The sequence below is a fragment of the Mucilaginibacter sp. SJ genome, from assembly GCF_028993635.1.
Lineage (GTDB): Bacteria > Bacteroidota > Bacteroidia > Sphingobacteriales > Sphingobacteriaceae > Mucilaginibacter.
Map to the genome: position 1 here is coordinate 2786029 of NZ_CP118631.1, position 18889 is coordinate 2804917.

Genomic DNA, 18889 nt, shown 5'->3' on the forward strand with positions numbered 1-18889 from the left:
GTTTGTTACAAAATAAAAAATGTTAGATTCTGAGGCGAGAAAATCTCATGTCTCAAATCTAACATCTCATATCTTATTCTTCGTCTAACTTAAATTTAGACAGGTTCATACCAAAAGATAAGCCTTTTGATTTAACCAGGTCCTGGATTTCAGTTAACGATTTTTTACCAAAGTTCCTGAATTTTAACATGTCAGCAACATCGTACGATACCAGATCAGCAAGGCTGCGGATATCAGCAGCTTTAAGGCAGTTAAGGGCACGTACAGAAAGGTCAAGATCAACCAGTTCGGTTTTAAGGATCTTGCGCATGTGCAGGATCTCTTCATCCACTTCTTTGGTTTCTTCTTTAGCCTGTGCTTCAAGCATCATGTTTTCATCGCTGAACAGCATGAAGTGCTGGATCAGGATTTTAGCTGCTTCTTTCAAAGCATCTTCAGGGTGGATCGAACCATCGGTAGCAATATCCAATACTAATTTCTCATAGTCGGTTTTTTGCTCAACACGATAGTTCTCGATGGTATATTTTACGTTTTTGATCGGCGTATAGATCGAGTCGATAGCGATCACACCTACGTTAGCGTCAGGATTTTTATTCTCCTCGCTTGGTACGTAACCACGGCCTTTGCCAACAGTAAGCTCAACTTCAAGCGTTACAGCCGGGTCCATATTGCAAAGTACCAAATCAGGATTTAATACAGTAAAGTTGTTAGAGAATTTGGTGATATCTCCTGCTTTAAATGCATCCTGGCCATTTACAATAACAAATATTTTCTCGCTGTCGCCAGATTCACCTGTTTTCTTAAAACGAACTTGTTTAAGGTTCAGGATGATCTCGGTTACGTCTTCAACAACACCTTTGATGGTTGAAAATTCATGAGTTACTCCCGAAAAACGAACAGAAGTAATTGCATAACCTTCAAGTGATGAAAGTAAGATACGACGCAGAGCATTACCAATGGTTACACCAAAACCTGGTTCTAACGGACGAAATTCAAACGTACCATCAAAATCATTTGCTTTTTGCATGATAACCTTGTCTGGTTTTTGAAATGCTAAAATTGCCATTTATATCCTTTATTTATTGTTTACTTGATAATTGATTTGAGATATGGGATTTGAGATGTGAGATTTCCTCTGTTGTTCAAACGCTTATTCAAATCTTTTGTTTGTGATTTGCATATATACGAAAACCAGAAATGAGATTTGAAAAAACTCTCAAATCTCACATCTGATATCTCATATCTTATTTAGAGTACAACTCGACGATCAGGTTTTCCTTGATGTTTTCAGGGATCTCATCGCGGTTAGGATAGTTAAGGAATTTACCTGTAAGGTTGTTCGCATCCCACTCTAACCAGCTGTATTTGTTGATTCTTCTTCCGGCTACTGAAGTAGTGATAGCCTCTAATGATTTAGATTTTTCACGTACCGCAACCACGTCACCAGCTTTCAATGCATATGAAGCGATGTTTACAACAGCACCGTTAACAGTGATGTGTTTGTGGTTAACCAATTGACGTGCTGCCGAACGCGTAGGAGCAATACCTAAACGGAAAACAGCGTTATCTAAACGTGCTTCCAGGAATTTCAACAGGTTTTCGCCTGTGATACCCTCTTTAGCAGAAGCGCGGTGAAATAAGTTTTCGAACTGACGCTCTAATACACCATAAGTGTATTTAACTTTTTGTTTCTCTTGCAACTGAGTTGAATACTCTGATTGCTTTCCACGGCGTTTTGAAGCACCATGCATTCCCGGCGGGTAGTTTTTACGTTCTAACGCTTTGTCCGGACCGAAGATCGGCTCACGGAAACGACGGGCAATTTTGGATTTTGGTCCTGTATATCTGGCCATTTTTGTGTGTTCTTAAAGTATCATGCAGCCTGCAGCTGCCGAATCTTAGCTTTAAAAAATATGTTAATTAAACTCTTCTTCTTTTTGAAGGACGGCAACCGTTGTGTGGAAGCGGTGTAATATCTTTAATCGTAGTTACTTCGATACCTGCAGTTTGCAAAGTACGGATAGCTGACTCACGACCGGCACCTGGGCCTTTTACAAATACTTCAACTTTACGTAAGCCTAAGTCATAAGCAACTTTACCGCAATCGGCAGCAGCTTGTGAGGCAGCGTAAGGAGTATTCTTTTTTGAACCTTTAAAACCCATTTTACCAGCTGATGACCATGAAACTGCCTGGCCGGTTTTGTTGGTAAGGGTGATGATGATGTTGTTGAAAGTAGCATTGATGTGTGCTTCGCCAACCGGCTCAACAATCACAATGCGTTTCTTGGTTACTTTTTTAGCTTTAGCCATTTCTTTAATTTTTGAATTAATGAATTACTGAATTAGCGAATAATCCGGACCCATTAATTATACTGTCAAAATGAGGTATTCCTGATGATCTTAAAGCGACAACTACTCACCGCTCTCTGCTCACCAATCACTTACTACTTAGTAGCTTTTTTCTTGTTAGCAACTGTTTTACGTTTACCTTTACGGGTACGTGAGTTGTTTTTAGTACGCTGACCACGTAATGGTAAACCTTTACGGTGACGTGTACCACGGTAACAACCAATATCCATCAAACGCTTAATGTTAAGCTGCACTTCTGAACGTAATGCACCTTCAACCTTAATTTGGTCGTTAATAATTCCGCGTATAGAAGATAATTGCTCATCGGTCCAGTCTTGTACTTTGATATTAAAATCAATACCAGCCTCAGTCAAAATTCTTTGAGCTGTTGAGCGGCCAATACCGAAAATGTAAGTAAGTCCGATTTCTCCTCTTTTATTCTTTGGTAAATCAATACCTGATATCCTTGCCATATTGTTTATTTAGTGATTTAGTGACTTAGTGATTGGGTGAGTTTTTGCTTTTAATAAATTCAGCAACTCACTAATTCACTAATTCAAAATTAATTTTTCTTAGCCCTGGCGTTGTTTAAACTTCGGGTTCTTTTTGTTAATAACGTAAAGTTTCCCGTTACGGCGGATGATCTTGCAATCAGCGCTGCGCTTTTTGATGGATGCTCTAACTTTCATCTTTTTATTTATATCTATAGGTTATTCTACCCTTTGTTAAATCATATGGACTCATTTCCAGTTTCACCCTGTCGCCAGGAAGAATTTTAATGTAGTGCATACGCATTTTGCCCGATATGTGCGCTATAATCTCATGACCATTTTCAAGTTCAACTCTGAACATTGCATTTGACAATGCCTCTCTAATTGTACCGTCTTGCTCAATCGAAGATTGTTTAGCCATATTTTGTTGATTATTACTTAATTATCCGCCCTAAAACCGGGATGCAAAATTAATAAAAAATTATTTAATTATTATTTTTTTCTTTTAAAACATTTTCTACGTAATCAAACGTCGATAAAATGTCTGGAGTACCTTTGCGTACCGCTACAGTATGCTCATAATGTGCCGAAGGTTTCTTGTCAGATGTTGAAACTGTCCAGCCATCATCCCAAAACTTAACACCGGCACGGCCGGCATTGATCATGGGCTCAATAGCTATCACCATGCCTTCTTCCAGTTTGATACCGGCACCGCGTTTACCATAGTTAGGTACTTCGGGTTTTTCGTGCAGTTTTAATCCTACACCATGGCCAACCAGTTCCTTTACTACACCAAAGCCGTTCTTTTCGGCATGCTCCTGTACCGCGTATCCAATATCACCTATCCGCATCCCTACAACCGCTTTCTCAACACCCAACTTTAAGCATTCCTGCGTTACCCGCATCAGCTTTTTAACCTGGTCGTTAACCTCACCAATGGCAAAGGTATAAGCCGAGTCGCCGTAGTATTTATTTAAAACAACACCGCAATCAACTGATACCAGGTCGCCTTCAGTTAAAACATGCGATCCGGGGAAGCCGTGTACAACCTGGTCATTCAGGGAAATACACAGTGAATAAGGAAATCCGTGATAGTTTAAAAAGGCAGGCACGCCGCCGTTGTCCCGTATAAAGGTTTCGGCAAGCTTATCCAGTTCAATTGTTTTAACACCCGGAGCAATAACCTTAGCTATTTCTCCGAGTGTTTTTGAAACAAGTAAAGAACTTTCTCTTATGAGTTCTATCTCTTCGACAGACTTATAATTGATTTTTGACATTGCTAATTAAATCGCTGTCGGACTGGTACCGGCAGCGGCAGGCATAGCTGTACGTCCCTTAATCCGTCCGGTTTTCATTAAACCATCATAATGGCGCATCAACAGGTGACTTTCTATTTGCTGTAATGTATCCAGCACAACACCCACCAGGATGATCAGCGATGTACCGCCGAAGAACCTTGCGAATATTGGAGATACACCAACCAAACTGGCCAATGCCGGGATGATTGCTATAATAGCCAGGAATACTGATCCTGGTAAAGTGATCTTTGAAATTACGCCATCAATAAACTCAGCAGTAGTACGGCCTGGTTTGATACCCGGAATAAAGCCACCGTTCTTCTTCATATCATCGGCCATTTGGTTAGGGTTAACCGTAATAGCAGTATAGAAGTAAGTGAACAGGATGATCAGGATCCCAAACAACAGGTTATGCTCCCATGAGTTATAGTTAGCTAAAGCTATCAATATACCGCTTGATGATACATTAGGGAAAAATTGCGATACGGTTTGCGGGATGAACATTAACGCCTGAGCAAATATGATTGGCATTACACCGGCAGCATTTACCTTTAAAGGTATGTACTGGCGTACACCGCCATATTGTTTGTTACCCACTATACGTTTAGCGTACTGTACCGAAATTTTACGTGTTCCCTGTACTATCAGTATAGTAAACATTACCACACCAATCAAACCTACGATCTCCACAATGAAAGCGATCAAACCACCGGCACCGCCATTACGCGAAATGAACTCGGTTGTAAAAGCGCCAGGTAACTGAGCAATGATACCCACCATGATAATAAGTGAGATACCGTTACCGATACCTTTATCGGTGATTTTTTCGCCTAACCACATTACAAATAATGTACCTGCCGTTAATACAAAAGTATTAAGGAAGATGAAGGTGAAAGGATCGGCAATAGTTCTTGCATCAGCAGCAACCTGCGATTTAAGGTAACCTATAGCCTGTAAAAAGGTAATACCTATTGTTAGGTAGCGGGTCCATTGGTTAAGCTTGTTGCGACCGCTTTCACCTTCTTTTTGCAATTTGGTAAAATACGGAACGGCAATACCCAGCAGTTGCACCACAATTGAAGCCGAAATGTAAGGCATAACACCTAACGCGAAAATAGAGGAACGTGAAAACGATCCTCCTGCAAACATATTCAGCAATCCTACTAATCCTTCTGCTTTTTGGGTTGATGCTACCGCGGCGTTAACGCCCGGTAAAACCACGAATGAGCCTACACGATATATTAAAAGAAATAAGAGTGTGTTAATAATACGCACTCTCAGATCTTCGATTTTCCAGATATTGGATAATGTGGTGAAAAATTTCTTCATCGAAATTATAACTTAACTATGGTACCACCTGCAGCTTCAATAGCTTTCTGAGCTGTAGCAGTAAATGCATGTGCTTTAACTTCTAATTTGGCAGTAAGCTCACCACGGCCCAGGATCTTAACCAGGTCGTTACGTGATACCAAACCGTGCTCTTTCAAAGTATCAAAATCAACAGCAGTAAGCGAAAATTTTGTTACTAATTCCTGAAGTACGTCAAGGTTTACACCTGTGTACTCAACACGGTTAGGGTTTTTAAAGCCTACCTTAGGCACACGGCGCTGTAAAGGCATCTGACCGCCTTCAAAGCCTACCTTGGTGCTGGTACCTGAACGTGAACCGGCGCCTTTGTGGCCACGGGTTGACGTACCGCCACGGCCAGAACCTGTACCACGGCCAATTCTTTTTCTATTTTTGGTTGAACCTTCTGCAGGTTTTAAATTACTTAAATTCATGATATTAAATATTTTCAACCGCTACCAGGTGGTTCACTTTCCTAACCATCCCAACTATAGCAGGTGTAGCCTCAACTTCCACACTGTGGTTAATTTTACGCAATCCTAAAGCCTGGATTGTTTTTTTCTGGCGTTCCGTTCTGTCGATCACGCTCTTAATCTGTGTTATTTTGATCTTAGCCATGACTGATTATCCGTTAAATACTTTACCTAAACTGATACCGCGCTGTTGTGCTACTGTATTTGCATCACGTAACTGGGCTAATGCCGATACGGTTGCTTTTACCACGTTGTGCGGGTTTGATGAACCTTTTGATTTTGCCAATACGTTGTGTACACCTGCCGACTCTAATACGGCACGCATAGCACCACCTGCAATTACACCGGTACCGTTAGCAGCTGGTTTAATGAAAACAAAACCACCGCTAAATTTACCAATTTGCTCATGAGGTACAGTTCCGTTAATGATCGGAACTTTTACCAGGTTCTTTTTAGCATCATCAATGCCTTTAGCAATAGCTTCAGTTACCTCTTTAGCTTTACCTAAACCGTAACCTACAACACCGTTTTCATCACCTACTACTACGATAGCAGAGAAGCTGAAAGTACGGCCGCCTTTGGTTACTTTGGCAACACGCTGTATGCTTACCAAGCGGTCTTTTAATTCGATCTCGCTTGTTTTTACTCTTTTTATGTTGATTGTTGACATTTCTCTTTTCGATTAAAAGTTTAAACCACCTTCACGTGCACCTTCGGCCAATGACTTAACACGGCCATGGTACAGGTAACCGTTCCTGTCGAAAACCACATCTTTAATACCTGCAGCGATAGCTTTTGAAGCTACTAATTTACCAACAGCTACTGATTGATCTGATTTTGTACCTTCAGCGGCAAAATCTTTTGATAAAGATGATGCTGAAACTAAAGTTTTACCGGTTACATCGTCAATGATCTGCGCATAAATACCTTTATTACTTCTAAATACTGACAGGCGGGGACGTTCTGTTGACCCTGAAAGGCGTTTCCTGATGCCTTTTTTAATCCTGTCTCTTCTTGATAGTTTAGCTCCCATGACGATTATTTTTTAGATGCTGATTTACCTGCTTTTCTTCTCAAAATCTCGCCCTGGAACTTGATACCTTTACCTTTGTAAGGCTCTGGTGCACGTAATGAACGGATTTTAGCTGCTACCTGGCCAATTAACTGTTTGTCAATTGATTCAAGGATGATGGTTGGGTTTTTACCCTTATCAGCAGTGGTTGTAACTTTAATTTCTTGAGGTAATTCAAATACATAGTGGTGAGAGAAACCCAACACTAAATCTAATGTATTACCGGTATTGGTGGCACGGTAACCTACACCCACTAATTCCTGGGTTACTTTGTAACCTTCAGTTACACCAATTACCATGTTATTTAAAAGCGCGCGGTATAAACCATGTAACGCTTTGTGACGTTTTTGATCAGACGGGCGTTGAACCAGTAACTGACCGTCTTCCTGTGCAATAGTGATATCGCTATCAATTGCCTGTTGCAACTGGCCTTTAGGGCCTTTTACGGTAACAACATTATCTGCTGAAACTGTAATGGTTACTCCCTGTGGCAGTGCTATCGGTGCTTTTCCTACTCTTGACATTGCTTAAATTTCTTCTGTTAATAAACGTAGCATAAAACCTCACCACCAACATTTTGCTGACGTGCTTCTTTATCAGACATAACGCCTTTAGAAGTTGACAGGATGGCGATACCTAAACCATTTAATACACGTGGCATGTTTTCCATACCTGCGTATTTCCTCAAACCTGGTTTGCTGATGCGCGAAATGCTGCGGATAGCAGAAATTTTAGTTATCGGGTGGTATTTCAAAGCAACTTTGATAGTGCCCTGAGGACCATTATCCTCAAACTTATAATTTGCAATGTAACCTTTGTCGAAAAGCACCTTAGTGATTTCCTTCTTCAGATTTGATGCAGGAATTTCAACAACCCGGTGGTTGGCTTTAATAGCATTCCTTACTCTTGTAAGATAATCTGCGATTGGATCTGTATTCATTTTATTGTGTTATGACGGTGGTTTCCTTCCCGTAACATCCGGGACGACCTTCCATCGGTTAATTCATTTTGTATTTGAGATTTCGGATGTTCGATTTCGAATTTGCCACAATCTCAAAAAAAATTAAAAATATCGAAATTCCGAAATCGAAATTCCGAAATCCGATATTTTTATATCTTCTTACCAGCTTGCTTTTTTCACTCCCGGGATCTTGCCTTCAAGAGCCATTTCACGGAATGTAACACGTGAGATGCCAAACTGACGCATATAACCACGAGGGCGGCCGGTTAATTTGCAACGGTTGTGCAGTTTTACCGGTGATGATGCTTTTGGTAATTTATCTAAAGCAGCGTAATCGCCAGCTTCTTTTAAAGCAGCTCTTTTTTCAGCGTATTTAGCTACTAATTTTGCGCGCTTTACTTCACGTGCTTTTACACCTTCTTTAGCCATTGCTATTTTGATTTTTAAATGGTAAACCAAATTGTTTCAACAACTCCAATGCTTCAACATCGTTTGTTGCGGAGGTTACAAAGGTAATATCCATACCTTGGATTTTATTGATTTTGTCAATATTTATCTCAGGGAAGATAATTTGCTCAGTAATACCTAATGTATAGTTGCCGCGGCCATCAAAACCTTTATCGTTGATGCCTTTGAAGTCACGGATACGTGGCAGGGCTACAGCGATTAAACGATCCAAAAACTCGTACATTGTGTTGTCACGCAGGGTAACGCGTACGCCAACCGGCATATTTTTACGCAATTTAAAGTTTGAGATATCTTTTTTAGATTTTGAAGATACTGCCTGCTGACCGGTGATGGTAGTTAACTCGGTGATGGTGTTTTCGATCAATTTCTTGTCGGTAGTTGCACCACCTACACCCTGGTTAATGGCAATTTTCTCCAATTTAGGAACCTGCATTACGCTTTTGTACTGAAATTTATCTTTCAGCGCGGTGCGGATTTCGTCCTTGTATTTTGATTTTAATCTTGGTACGTAAGTCATTACTTAATTTCCTCCCCTGATTTTTTTGCTACCCTTACTAATTTGCCGGCGTCATTTTTTTGACGGCCAACACGGGTTGTATTACCTGTTTTAGGATCAACCAGCATTAGGTTTGAAATATGTATAGCAGCTTCTTGTTTAACAATTCCGCCGTTAGGGTTAGCAGCATTAGGTTTAGTATGTTTTGATACCATATTGGCACCTTCAACAATAGCCCTGTTCTTATCTACCAAAACCTCAACGATTTTGCCTTGTGATCCTTTTGAATCGCCGGCGATAACTTTAACCAGGTCGCCTTTACGGATCTTTAATTTTACTTTCTTTTCCATGTTACAATACCTCCGGTGCTAATGATACAATTTTCATAAATTGTTTCTCGCGCAGTTCCCTTGCAACAGGGCCAAAGATACGTGTACCTCTTGGCTCGTCCTGGTTGTTTAACAACACAGCTGCGTTATCGTCGAAACGGATATATGAACCGTCTTTTCTGCGGATCTCTTTTTTAGTACGCACAACTACGGCTTTTGATACGGTACCTTTTTTCACGTTACCTGATGGTAAAGCGCTTTTTACGGTAACCACAATTTTATCGCCGATTGATGCATACCTTTTACCGGTACCACCCAATACACGGATCACTAAAACTTCTTTAGCGCCGCTATTGTCGGCTACTGTTAATCTTGATTCCTGTTGTACCATCTTATTTAGCCCTTTCTAAAATTTCAACTAATCGCCAGTTTTTGGTTTTGCTCAGCGGGCGGGTTTCCATGATCAATACTGTATCGCCTACGCCACAGGTATTGTTTTCATCATGAGCCTTGAATTTGGTAGTTTTCTTTACGAATTTACCATAGATAGGGTGTTTCACCTTACGCTCAACGGCCACAACAATAGATTTTTCCATCTTATTGCTTACTACAAGGCCGGTACGTGTTTTTCTTAAATTTCTTTCCATTTTTACTAATGTTTAAAAAATTAATTCTTTTCAGAAGCGGCCGCCGCTTTACGTTTTGTTAATTCAGTATTTAACTGAGCAATTCCTTTGCGTACTTTGGTTATACGGGACGGGTTCTCAATAGCTGAAACTGCATGAGCAAATTTCAATTTGGTTAGGGTAGCCCTTTCCTCGCTGATCTTAGCAACAATCTCTTCAGTTGATAGGCCCAAAATTTCTGAGTTCTTCATTTTTCTTTGTTATTTGTTGTCTGTTGGTAAGTTTAAACGTTGTATTGTTTTTATTTGAATGGTGAAATTCGGCATCTAACTTCACAACATTAAAACTTTACAACTCTTCAACTAACTCCTCAATTTATGCTTCTACGTAATCCCTACGTACAATAAATTTAGTTTGCACCGGTAATTTCTGTGCTGCAAGGCGTAAAGCCTCTTTAGCAACTTCCAAAGGCACACCTTCGGCTTCAAAAATGATCCTTCCGGGGCGTACTACCGCAACCCAGTATTCAGGAGCACCTTTACCTTTACCCATACGTACCTCTGCAGGTTTCTTGGTTACAGGTTTGTCAGGGAATATCCTGATCCAAACCTGTCCTTCACGTTTCATAAAACGTGTTACAGCGATACGTGCAGCCTCGATCTGACGGCTGGTGATCCATGCCGCTTCGAGTGATTTAACACCAAAAGATCCGAATGAAAGTTCAGCACCACGGGTGGCTAAACCTTTCATCCTGCCTTTTTGCATCTTTCTGAACTTCGTTCTTTTTGGCTGTAGCATTTTCTTAAGCTTTTATATCGTTATTCGATATTTGTCTTGTACTTTAATTATTATCTCTTACCTGGGCCACCCGGACGGTTTCCACCTTGTCCACCCGGACGGTTTCCACCTTGTCCGCCCGGACGGTTACCACCGCCACGACGATCGCCACCTGGTTTCCTGTCGCCACGACGCTCACCGCCGCGCTCGCCGCCTCTTTCGTTACCACGGCCACCAAAGCCTGGTGCACCGCCCTCTGGCCTGCCACCTTTGCCGCTTGCGCTGCTGGTACCGCCAATGTTTGGAGAAAGATCGCGTTTGCCATAAACCTCGCCTTTGCAGATCCAAACTTTAACACCTATTTTACCATAGGTAGTTAATGCTTCTGCTAATGCGTAGTCAATGTCAGCACGGAAAGTGTGCAAAGGAATCCTGCCTTCTTTATATTGCTCGCTACGTGCCATCTCAGCGCCGCCTAAACGGCCTGAAGTCATTACCTTGATACCTTCGGCACCCATACGCATGGTTGCAGCGATTGTGGTTTTCATGGCACGACGGAAAGAGATACGTGCTTCTAATTGTTTTGCAATGCCTTCTGCTACTAATTGTGCATCAAGCTCAGGACGTTTGATCTCGAAAATGTTGATCTGAACTTCTTTCTTGGTAAGTTTTTTCAACTCTTCTTTGATCTTGTCAACTTCCTGACCGCCTTTACCGATCACAATACCCGGACGGGCAGTGTGGATAGTTACGGTAATGCGTTTTAAAGTACGCTCGATAACTACTTTAGATACACCACCTTTAGCAATACGAGCTGAAAGGTATTTGCGGATTTTTTCGTCTTCAACTAATTTATCGGAGTAGTTGTTGCCACCGAACCAGTTAGAATCCCAACCTCTGATGATTCCTAACCTGTTACCTATTGGATGTGCTTTCTGTCCCATTTCAAATTAATTGTTATCGTTTTTACTATCCACAACAAGTGTTACGTGGTTTGAGCGTTTGCGGATACGGTATCCCCTTCCTTGCGGAGCAGGGCGTAACCTTTTTAACTGACGGCCACCGCCTACAGATACTTCCTTAACAAAAAGGTTGCTGTCTTCAACACGTTTGCCTTCGTTTTTTGCTTCCCAGTTTTTGATAGCTGATAACAAAAGTTTCTCTACACGAATAGCAGCTTCTTTGTTAGTAAATTTTAATATGTATAACGCTTTCTCAACGTTTTCACCGCGGATCAAGTCAACCACCAAACGCATTTTGCGTGGTGAAGTTGGGCAGTCCTGTAACTTAGCAACAGAAGCGCCGCCTACAAGAGCTTTCGCAGCTTCTTTTTGTTGCCTGATCAGTACAGACTTTTTAATTTTTGTTGTTGCTTCCATTGCCTGTTATTTTTTCTTTTCTGCGTGTCCGCGGAATGTACGGGTTGGGGCAAACTCTCCCAGCTTGTGTCCAACCATGTTTTCTGTTACGTACACAGGGATAAACTTGTTACCGTTGTGTACTGCGAATGTATGACCAACGAAATCAGGAGAGATCATGGAACGACGTGACCATGTTTTTACAACTGATTTTTTATTTGCATCATTCAGCACCATAACTTTTTTATCTAAGTTATGATCGATGTAAGGTCCTTTTTTTATTGAACGAGCCATTATTTCTTCCTTCTTTCAATGATGTAACGATCCGATGTTTTCTTCTTGTCACGGGTTTTGTAGCCTTTAGCCAATAAACCTTTACGTGAACGTGGGTGACCACCTGAGGCACGGCCTTCACCACCACCCATAGGGTGATCTACCGGGTTCATAGCTACACCACGTACCCTTGGCCTGCGGCCTAACCAGCGTTTGCGGCCGGCTTTACCTAACACAGCGTTTGCTCTTTCGCCATTTGAAACGGTACCGATAGTTGCCAAACAAGTTGACAGGATCATGCGGGTTTCGCCTGAAGGCAATTTGATGATAGCATATTTGCCGTCACGTGCTGATAACTGAGCGTAAGTACCGGCGCTGCGGGCAATTACACCACCCTGGCCAGGGTTTAACTCAATGTTGTGAATGATCGAACCAAGAGGGATATTCTTTAATGGTAAGGTATTACCTACTTCGGGAGCTGCTGTTTCGCCTGCTGTTACTATTGTACCAACTGTTAAGCCTTCCGGAGCAATCATGTACCTTTTCTCGCCATCGGCAAAGTGTAGCAGGGCTATACGTGCCGAACGGTTAGGATCGTACTCGATAGTTGCAACTTTTGCCGGGATATCAAACTTATTACGTTTAAAATCAATTAACCTGTATGCTTGTTTATGACCACCACCTAAGTAGCGCATAGTCATTTTACCGCTGTTGTTACGACCGCCCGATCTTTTGTTTGATGCTACAACCAACGATTTTTCAGGAACGTTTGTTGTGATATCTGAATTAGATACATCAACTCTGAAGCGGGTACCCGGGGTAACCGGTTTAAATCTCTTTACTGCCATTTCTATAATTATATATTGCTGTAAAAATCAATTACTTCTCCGTCCTTTAACGTAATGATCGCTTTTTTGTAAGTAGCTGAACGGCCCTGAACGGCGCCTGCCTTAGTATTGCGAGTTTTAAGTTTGCCGACGTATTTCATGGTGTTTACCGCCGTAACGTTTACACCGTACATTGCCTCAATGGCACTCTTGATCTGAATTTTGTTAGCCCTGTGATCAACTTTGAAAGCATAACGGTTAAGCTTGTCAGTTAACTGAGTAACTTTTTCAGTAAGTAGGGGTTGTTTTAAAATTTCCATAATTACTTAGCTAATGCTTCCTCCAAAGTTTTAACAGCACCTGTAGTTAACAACAGCTTGCCTGCGTTTAACACATCATAAGTGTTAAGCTGCTCAACTGAAATTACTTTGCTTTTCTTCAGGTTCCTGCTTGATAAATAAACGTTGTTATTTTCAGCGCCTGCTACTACTAATAATGTTTTATCATTAGTAACATTCAAATCGGCCTCCAATTTAATGTAGTTTTTAGTTTTGATGCTATCAAAATTAAAGTCTTCTAACACTAAAATGTTGTTATCCTTTGCTTTGTATGATAAAGCAGAGTTACGGGCCAGTGATTTAAGCTTTTTGTTTAATTTGAAGCTGTAATCGCGTGGTTGCGGACCGAATACACGGCCACCACCGTTAAATAATGGTGATTTAATACCACCAGCACGGGCACCGCCTGTACCTTTTTGCTTATATAGCTTGCGGGTTGAACCTGCAATCTCATTACGCTGTTTTGATTTGTGTGTACCCTGACGTTGGTTAGCAAGATATTGCTTAACGTCAAGATAGATAGCGTGATCATTTGGCTCAATACCGAAGATCGACTCAGGAAGCTGCACCTTGGCACCTGTTTCTTTACCTGATACGTTTAATACGTTAACTTCCATCTTATTTATCCACTATTACAAATGAACCCTTAGCTCCAGGGATGGAACCTTTAACTACTAACAGATTCTGCTCCGCGAAAACCTTAACTACTTCAAGGTTTTGTATTTTAACACGGGCGTTTCCGGTTTGACCTGCCATGCGCATACCTTTAAATACACGTGATGGCCATGATGACGCACCCAAAGAACCTGGCGCACGTAAACGGTTGTGCTGACCGTGAGTTTGCATACCCACGCCGCCAAAACCATGACGTTTTACCACACCCTGAAAACCCTTACCTTTTGAGGTACCTACCACGTCAACAAAATCTCCCGCAGCAAAAATGTCGACAGTAACGGTGTCGCCTAATGCTTTTTGATCTTCGAAAGTTTTGAATTCAACCAGTTTACGCTTTGGAGCGCTACCGGCTTTCTGGAAGTGTCCTTTTAGAGGGGCAGAAGTGTTTTTTTCCTTTTTGTCGCCATACGCTAACTGAACAGCAGCGTATCCGTCTGTATCCACAGACTTAACTTGTGTTACCACGCAAGGGCCAGCTTCGATTACTGTGCAGGGAATGTTTTTCCCTGTTTCGTCGAAAATGCTGGTCATTCCTACTTTTTTACCAATAATTCCTGACATTTTTTTAATTGTTTTTGTGCCCATCGAAGCAGTAGGGCTTCGTTCAAGGCATATTTCTCCCCCGAAAGGGACGGCAAAGATAGAAACTTTGTATTAATTATCAAATAGTTAGTAAGTTATTTTTTTATAATTTTTGCATCCGCGTTTTAACATATGTTTGAAAGGTATTTGGCTAAGCATTAGCCGCTTTGATTTTTCGACTTTTCAGAGCCTTTTTGGGTGGCATGTTACCGCATCATCCAATTGGCGGCGTAAAACCGGAGATGTTGAGGAAATTTTTAAAGATCATCAGAAGTTACAGAATCAATTAGCATGGTGCATTTGGTGTAATAAATGCACATTAATTACCTTTCAAAATGATTCAGTAACTAAAATTAATGACCGGAATTTACCTGAAAGAGGTATGCTTTGGATGAATGATGTAATTAATGAAACCCCTGTTGTTTCAGTAATTGTAAAAATTGAAGTATTAGGTTACAAAACCCACCTGAAACTGAAGCATTATTAAATGAATTTATTGATGCCAGTATAATGATTCCATTATCGGATGAAATCATAGACCAAACTATTCAATTTAAAAAGGCATATAAGATAAAAACTCCCGACGCGATTATAGCTGCCACTGCCAAATCACTTGGACTTACCTTAATCTCACGTAATGTCGGTGATTTTAAAAACGTAAAAGGGCTAATGATGATTTACCCATGGGCTGTTTAATTCCTTATAAATGGCGCATTTTGCATGCTTCTGTTTAGTAAAGTACATGCACACTTAATTTAGTCCTTTATCCTCCCCCATTTATTCCTTATACTTATACCCGAAAAACAGGTATGATCTACTTAGAACCACAGGGGGGACTGGCCAACAGGCTACGGGTTATTGCCAATGGCATCTGGCTTAAACACAAGCTTAATACCCGGCTGTGCGTAATCTGGACCGAAACGCAAGAGCTTAACTGCCCCTATCACCTGTTGCTTGAGCCAATTGCCGATTTTACCATTATCCCCAAAAAGCGGGTATTTGATTTCGTAACGCGTACCGTTCAGCCCGATAATAAAAGCCGGTACAAGGCCAAACTTAAAAACCTGGTAGCCAGGGTTGATATCTGCATTACCGATGCAGACCACCAGCTTACCGATGTTTATGAAACCGTGCGCCATCATAAACGCGTCTACATCAAAACCTGCCAGCGCTTTACCGATAGCATTGACGAGTTTAAACTTTTTAAACCCATTGCCTCGCTTAACCTTAAAATTATTGAACTGTTACATACACTGGGCCCAACTGCAGTGGGTGTACAGGTTAGACGGACAGATAACATCTTGTCAATTGCTAACAGTCCGCTGGAGCTGTTTATCGTCCGGATGAAGGAACTCCTGGATATCGACGATACAACCCGCTTTTTCCTTGCAACAGATGATATTAATGTTGAACTTGAATTGAAGCTAACATTTGGCAACAGGATCATCAGCCCCCTTAAAGACCTGAGCCGCCAAACAGTTACCGGCATCCAGGCCGCTGTAGTCGACCTGTTTGTACTTGCCGGTACAGGGCGCATCCTGGGCTCGTACTGGAGCTCATTTTCGGAGGTGGCAGCCTGGATGGGGGATATTCCTTTGGAGGTAATTAAAAAAGATAGCATAAACGTGTAAAATGAAAGCTTATCTAACCGTTATCCTTACCACTTAATTCATCAGGCGTTTGCGCAGCCCAATGCCATTATTCCCCAGGGGGCTGTCGTTAACTTAAGTAATCGATTGAACAAAAGACTTTAAAAATCCCCTCTTGAGAGCAGGGCGCTGAGAAATGAGCGGTAGCAGGGGTGTGTTTCTACGGTAGACTTATCAAAGTAGCCCCCCATCCGCCTCCCGAATTAATTTCTGGACAGGCTCTCTCAAGAGGTTTAAGTTTACCCACAAAACTTGTTTCTTAAACAGCAAGGCGTTGTGTTTTGGCCCTCTGGGGCAAAAGATATTCTTTAACTTTACGAGCTACAACCCTTTTGCACCTCTGGTTCACCTGTCCTTGAGCAATTAATACATGATTATTAAATAGTAAAAATCCCCCGGAGGGGGAAAAGGTTTGTAGAAAATAACGTCACACCCATTACCTGAACCCCAGAGGGGTTCAACTTATAAAGATTACCCAATTTGACTATTGATTTTGTGGGTAAACTTAAACTCAAGAGGGGAATCGCGCGTTACCCCGCTTTTTCAACCTTTTGCACCCCTGGTGCGGCCCATCAATCTCTTAGCTTAATAGCCTTGTAGCCTGTACCCCCACTTTCATCAATTCATAACCACCGAGCTCGCAGGCACCTCATCGGCATGCGAAAACGAGCGCATGAAGCCCGCCTTGTAATAGGGTAGCTTTTCCGTACGGTTTTGCGCCTTTAAACTTTGGTACATGCCCAGCATCGACCAGCCGTTACCCGGGTTACGTTCCAGGTCTTCGCGGAAAACTTTTTCGGCCTGCGGGTTATAATCGGTTTTGAGCAGGTAGGCCCCCAGGAACTGCCGTGCCGGGATAGGCCACTCAGCAGGTTCCGAGTAAATCATGTTATCTTCTGTCTGCACTGCTTTTTTTAATGCCGCCATACCATCATCAAACTTATTGCGGCCAAGCAAAATAGCACCATCCAATATATTTTCGGCAACCGTGGCGCCATCCAGCGCGATATTAAAAGGAATATGCCGCTGTTTTAAAGAGGCATCATCAAGCCTGCCACGCAATAAAGCAAGCTGGGCCACGGCCGAATCCTGCCCGCCCGTATACAGAAATGCCATTCCGCGGGCAAAATGGTATAACACCCGCGCATAGGCCCAGTCGCGATTGGGGCCAACGCTGTCTTTGAGCAGTTCGTGCCATTTGCCAAGGCGCATCATGGTAAATACCGGCATCATGTACAGATATTGCGAATAAGTATCACCTGCCGAAGGTTTTACCGCATTGCGGCAGCGTTGGGCCGCTTCCATCCCCCGCTCGTACATAGCCCCGTTAAAGGCACAAAGTGTTTCGACAGCGTAAAAGTGAGAGTTTATTTTTGTGAGCTTTAAATTGGGCGCCAGGGCGGCATAATTAACAATACATTTGGCTGCTTTTTCATTAACGTCAACACCCTGAAAATACAAACCATTGCGCTGATAAACATGACTGGCCATATGCACCATATGCCCGATACCGGGGAACAACCTTTTTAAAGCCCCTGCATTGGCCAGCGCGGCGCCGGGGTTACGCGAAGCCTCGGTTAAATGGATATAATAATGCAGCGCCGCCGGGTGCTCCGGATTGGTATTTAAAACGCCTTTACACAAGGTAACCAGTTCGGCTGTCCAGGGTTTATCGGTACCGTCGGGCGCCCAAAAATCCCAGGGGTGAATGAGCATTACCGCGTCGATATACAGCATTTTAAGGTCGGCATCGGTTGGGTAAGCCTGCATCAGTTTCTTCAGATCCTGTGCATAAGCTTCATTATCACTTGCGTTGGTGCCCTCCTGCGGGTAACGAAGGTTCATCGCCGCTATCAACGCTTTTTCTTTTTCGGGAGCGCTGCCGGCAACGGCGTTCATTTGTTTCAAAACAGCAGGCAAACCGGCAGGAGCAACATAAGGTCCGCCTGCGTTATAGTAAGGGCCCAGGCTTAAAGCCTGCCCCCAGTAAGCCATGGCAGCCGAGGGGTCAAAGCGCGACGCTTCTTTGAACGACGCGAATGCCTCCTTCATGTGATAGCTGTAATACATGGTTAAGCCCTGGTTAAAGTAAAACCGGGCGCTGTCATTACGGGCAGCAATGGCATAGCTGTGATGCCCCCAGCCGGGTAAGCGCTGTATAAATTTGCCGTTCCGTGCCGTATCTGCATCCTGTACTATACCCGATCCGCACATTACCGGGATTACCGGTTTTGTTTTGCCCGATACTTTAATTTTTTTTCCCTGGAACGCAAACAAATAGGTAGCGAACAACACCACAGGGAACACAAATAACAGCGATACCTTTTTCATGTTCGGCTTTTTTAAATAAGGGCTATAATTGGCTGGTTATGAAAACCTATACTAATATAAGGTATTATAGGCGGGAATGGATGGAAAAGTAGCAGGGTTGCGGGGAAATCGCGTTTAAAATAATTCGATCTGTTTTACTGATCTTATACTGAAAAATTTTTACACAAAT

Annotated in this window: 32 protein-coding genes; 3 read left to right on the forward strand and 29 right to left on the reverse strand. The window is 42.2% G+C overall.

What is annotated here, in order from left to right:
* Positions 1-73: 73 nt before the first annotated feature.
* From MusilaSJ_RS11100 to rplC, 28 genes are all read right to left on the reverse strand, one after another.
* Positions 74-1066 carry a DNA-directed RNA polymerase subunit alpha gene (locus MusilaSJ_RS11100; protein ID WP_090529218.1) on the reverse strand — a complete coding sequence of 331 codons (993 nt, stop codon included), beginning with the start codon at positions 1064-1066 and terminating at the stop codon, positions 74-76.
* 178 nt (positions 1067-1244) lie between these two features.
* Positions 1245-1853, reverse strand: a complete 609-nt coding sequence (gene rpsD / locus MusilaSJ_RS11105; protein WP_090529221.1) for a 30S ribosomal protein S4 — start codon at positions 1851-1853, stop codon at positions 1245-1247.
* Between the two features lie 67 nt (positions 1854-1920).
* Positions 1921-2310 (reverse strand): 30S ribosomal protein S11, encoded by a 390-nt coding sequence (gene rpsK / locus MusilaSJ_RS11110; protein ID WP_090529224.1) that lies wholly within the window; start codon positions 2308-2310, stop codon positions 1921-1923.
* Between the two features lie 134 nt (positions 2311-2444).
* The gene (gene rpsM, locus MusilaSJ_RS11115) at positions 2445-2822 is read right to left on the reverse strand and encodes a 30S ribosomal protein S13 (RefSeq protein ID WP_090529226.1); all 378 of its coding nucleotides are present in this window, start codon (positions 2820-2822) and stop codon (positions 2445-2447) included.
* A 99-nt stretch (positions 2823-2921) separates the two neighbouring features.
* Complete coding sequence (gene ykgO / locus MusilaSJ_RS11120) at positions 2922-3038, reverse strand: type B 50S ribosomal protein L36 (protein WP_022833269.1); 117 nt, start codon at positions 3036-3038, stop codon at positions 2922-2924.
* A gap of 4 nt (positions 3039-3042) precedes the next feature.
* Positions 3043-3261, reverse strand: coding sequence for a translation initiation factor IF-1 (gene infA / locus MusilaSJ_RS11125; RefSeq protein WP_022833270.1), 219 nt, complete (start codon positions 3259-3261; stop codon positions 3043-3045).
* A gap of 64 nt (positions 3262-3325) precedes the next feature.
* Positions 3326-4117: a type I methionyl aminopeptidase gene (map, locus tag MusilaSJ_RS11130; RefSeq protein ID WP_112653531.1), complete on the reverse strand. Its 792-nt coding sequence runs from the start codon at positions 4115-4117 to the stop codon at positions 3326-3328.
* Positions 4118-4123: 6 nt separating this feature from the next.
* Positions 4124-5467, reverse strand: coding sequence for a preprotein translocase subunit SecY (gene secY / locus MusilaSJ_RS11135; protein WP_274990025.1), 1344 nt, complete (start codon positions 5465-5467; stop codon positions 4124-4126).
* 5 nt (positions 5468-5472) lie between these two features.
* The gene (gene rplO / locus MusilaSJ_RS11140) at positions 5473-5919 is read right to left on the reverse strand and encodes a 50S ribosomal protein L15 (protein WP_090529235.1); all 447 of its coding nucleotides are present in this window, start codon (positions 5917-5919) and stop codon (positions 5473-5475) included.
* A gap of 4 nt (positions 5920-5923) precedes the next feature.
* Entirely contained in the window at positions 5924-6103 is a 180-nt protein-coding gene (rpmD, locus tag MusilaSJ_RS11145; RefSeq protein ID WP_110585874.1) for a 50S ribosomal protein L30, read from the reverse strand.
* Positions 6104-6109: 6 nt separating this feature from the next.
* Positions 6110-6628: a 30S ribosomal protein S5 gene (gene rpsE, locus MusilaSJ_RS11150; RefSeq protein ID WP_090529238.1), complete on the reverse strand. Its 519-nt coding sequence runs from the start codon at positions 6626-6628 to the stop codon at positions 6110-6112.
* A gap of 12 nt (positions 6629-6640) precedes the next feature.
* Positions 6641-6991 carry a 50S ribosomal protein L18 gene (gene rplR / locus MusilaSJ_RS11155; RefSeq protein ID WP_090529241.1) on the reverse strand — a complete coding sequence of 117 codons (351 nt, stop codon included), beginning with the start codon at positions 6989-6991 and terminating at the stop codon, positions 6641-6643.
* Between the two features lie 5 nt (positions 6992-6996).
* Complete coding sequence (gene rplF / locus MusilaSJ_RS11160) at positions 6997-7554, reverse strand: 50S ribosomal protein L6 (RefSeq protein WP_090529244.1); 558 nt, start codon at positions 7552-7554, stop codon at positions 6997-6999.
* A gap of 17 nt (positions 7555-7571) precedes the next feature.
* Complete coding sequence (gene rpsH / locus MusilaSJ_RS11165) at positions 7572-7970, reverse strand: 30S ribosomal protein S8 (protein ID WP_090529247.1); 399 nt, start codon at positions 7968-7970, stop codon at positions 7572-7574.
* Positions 7971-8150: 180 nt separating this feature from the next.
* The gene (rpsN, locus tag MusilaSJ_RS11170) at positions 8151-8420 is read right to left on the reverse strand and encodes a 30S ribosomal protein S14 (protein ID WP_090529250.1); all 270 of its coding nucleotides are present in this window, start codon (positions 8418-8420) and stop codon (positions 8151-8153) included.
* A complete protein-coding gene (rplE, locus tag MusilaSJ_RS11175) occupies positions 8413-8976 on the reverse strand; it encodes a 50S ribosomal protein L5 (RefSeq protein WP_090529254.1) in 564 nt (187 codons plus the stop codon). Before rplE ends, rpsN begins: the two co-directional genes overlap by 8 nt.
* Entirely contained in the window at positions 8976-9305 is a 330-nt protein-coding gene (gene rplX / locus MusilaSJ_RS11180; RefSeq protein WP_090529257.1) for a 50S ribosomal protein L24, read from the reverse strand. Before rplX ends, rplE begins: the two co-directional genes overlap by 1 nt.
* Before the next feature lies 1 nt (position 9306).
* Entirely contained in the window at positions 9307-9675 is a 369-nt protein-coding gene (gene rplN, locus MusilaSJ_RS11185) for a 50S ribosomal protein L14 (protein ID WP_090529260.1), read from the reverse strand.
* A 1-nt stretch (position 9676) separates the two neighbouring features.
* On the reverse strand, positions 9677-9931 hold the full coding sequence (rpsQ, locus tag MusilaSJ_RS11190) for a 30S ribosomal protein S17 (protein WP_090529263.1): 255 nt from the start codon (positions 9929-9931) through the stop codon (positions 9677-9679).
* Positions 9932-9951: 20 nt separating this feature from the next.
* Complete coding sequence (gene rpmC / locus MusilaSJ_RS11195; protein ID WP_090529266.1) at positions 9952-10161, reverse strand: 50S ribosomal protein L29; 210 nt, start codon at positions 10159-10161, stop codon at positions 9952-9954.
* Positions 10162-10285: 124 nt separating this feature from the next.
* Positions 10286-10708, reverse strand: coding sequence for a 50S ribosomal protein L16 (gene rplP, locus MusilaSJ_RS11200; RefSeq protein WP_090529269.1), 423 nt, complete (start codon positions 10706-10708; stop codon positions 10286-10288).
* 50 nt (positions 10709-10758) lie between these two features.
* Positions 10759-11631 (reverse strand): 30S ribosomal protein S3, encoded by an 873-nt coding sequence (gene rpsC / locus MusilaSJ_RS11205; protein WP_090529273.1) that lies wholly within the window; start codon positions 11629-11631, stop codon positions 10759-10761.
* 6 nt (positions 11632-11637) lie between these two features.
* A complete protein-coding gene (gene rplV / locus MusilaSJ_RS11210) occupies positions 11638-12066 on the reverse strand; it encodes a 50S ribosomal protein L22 (protein ID WP_090529276.1) in 429 nt (142 codons plus the stop codon).
* A 6-nt stretch (positions 12067-12072) separates the two neighbouring features.
* Positions 12073-12339: a 30S ribosomal protein S19 gene (gene rpsS / locus MusilaSJ_RS11215; RefSeq protein WP_022832979.1), complete on the reverse strand. Its 267-nt coding sequence runs from the start codon at positions 12337-12339 to the stop codon at positions 12073-12075.
* Positions 12339-13166 (reverse strand): 50S ribosomal protein L2, encoded by an 828-nt coding sequence (rplB, locus tag MusilaSJ_RS11220; RefSeq protein ID WP_090529279.1) that lies wholly within the window; start codon positions 13164-13166, stop codon positions 12339-12341. The genes rpsS and rplB overlap by 1 nt, the downstream gene beginning before the upstream one ends.
* Positions 13167-13174: 8 nt before the next feature.
* Positions 13175-13465: a 50S ribosomal protein L23 gene (gene rplW, locus MusilaSJ_RS11225; protein WP_090529282.1), complete on the reverse strand. Its 291-nt coding sequence runs from the start codon at positions 13463-13465 to the stop codon at positions 13175-13177.
* Between the two features lie 2 nt (positions 13466-13467).
* Positions 13468-14100, reverse strand: a complete 633-nt coding sequence (rplD, locus tag MusilaSJ_RS11230) for a 50S ribosomal protein L4 (protein ID WP_274990026.1) — start codon at positions 14098-14100, stop codon at positions 13468-13470.
* Position 14101: 1 nt separating this feature from the next.
* The gene (gene rplC / locus MusilaSJ_RS11235) at positions 14102-14719 is read right to left on the reverse strand and encodes a 50S ribosomal protein L3 (protein ID WP_090529696.1); all 618 of its coding nucleotides are present in this window, start codon (positions 14717-14719) and stop codon (positions 14102-14104) included.
* A 157-nt stretch (positions 14720-14876) separates the two neighbouring features.
* Here rplC and MusilaSJ_RS11240 point away from each other — a divergent pair, with 157 nt between their 5' ends.
* From MusilaSJ_RS11240 to MusilaSJ_RS11245, 3 genes are all read left to right on the forward strand, one after another.
* The gene (locus MusilaSJ_RS11240; protein WP_274990027.1) at positions 14877-15227 is read left to right on the forward strand and encodes a PIN domain-containing protein; all 351 of its coding nucleotides are present in this window, start codon (positions 14877-14879) and stop codon (positions 15225-15227) included.
* 8 nt (positions 15228-15235) lie between these two features.
* On the forward strand, positions 15236-15436 hold the full coding sequence (locus MusilaSJ_RS28085; protein ID WP_446725144.1) for a PIN domain-containing protein: 201 nt from the start codon (positions 15236-15238) through the stop codon (positions 15434-15436).
* A 113-nt stretch (positions 15437-15549) separates the two neighbouring features.
* Positions 15550-16371 carry an O-fucosyltransferase family protein gene (locus MusilaSJ_RS11245; protein ID WP_274990028.1) on the forward strand — a complete coding sequence of 274 codons (822 nt, stop codon included), beginning with the start codon at positions 15550-15552 and terminating at the stop codon, positions 16369-16371.
* Between the two features lie 636 nt (positions 16372-17007).
* Here the strand turns inward: MusilaSJ_RS11245 and MusilaSJ_RS11250 are convergent.
* Positions 17008-18720, reverse strand: a complete 1713-nt coding sequence (locus MusilaSJ_RS11250) for a tetratricopeptide repeat protein (protein WP_274990029.1) — start codon at positions 18718-18720, stop codon at positions 17008-17010.
* Positions 18721-18889: the final 169 nt, after the last annotated feature.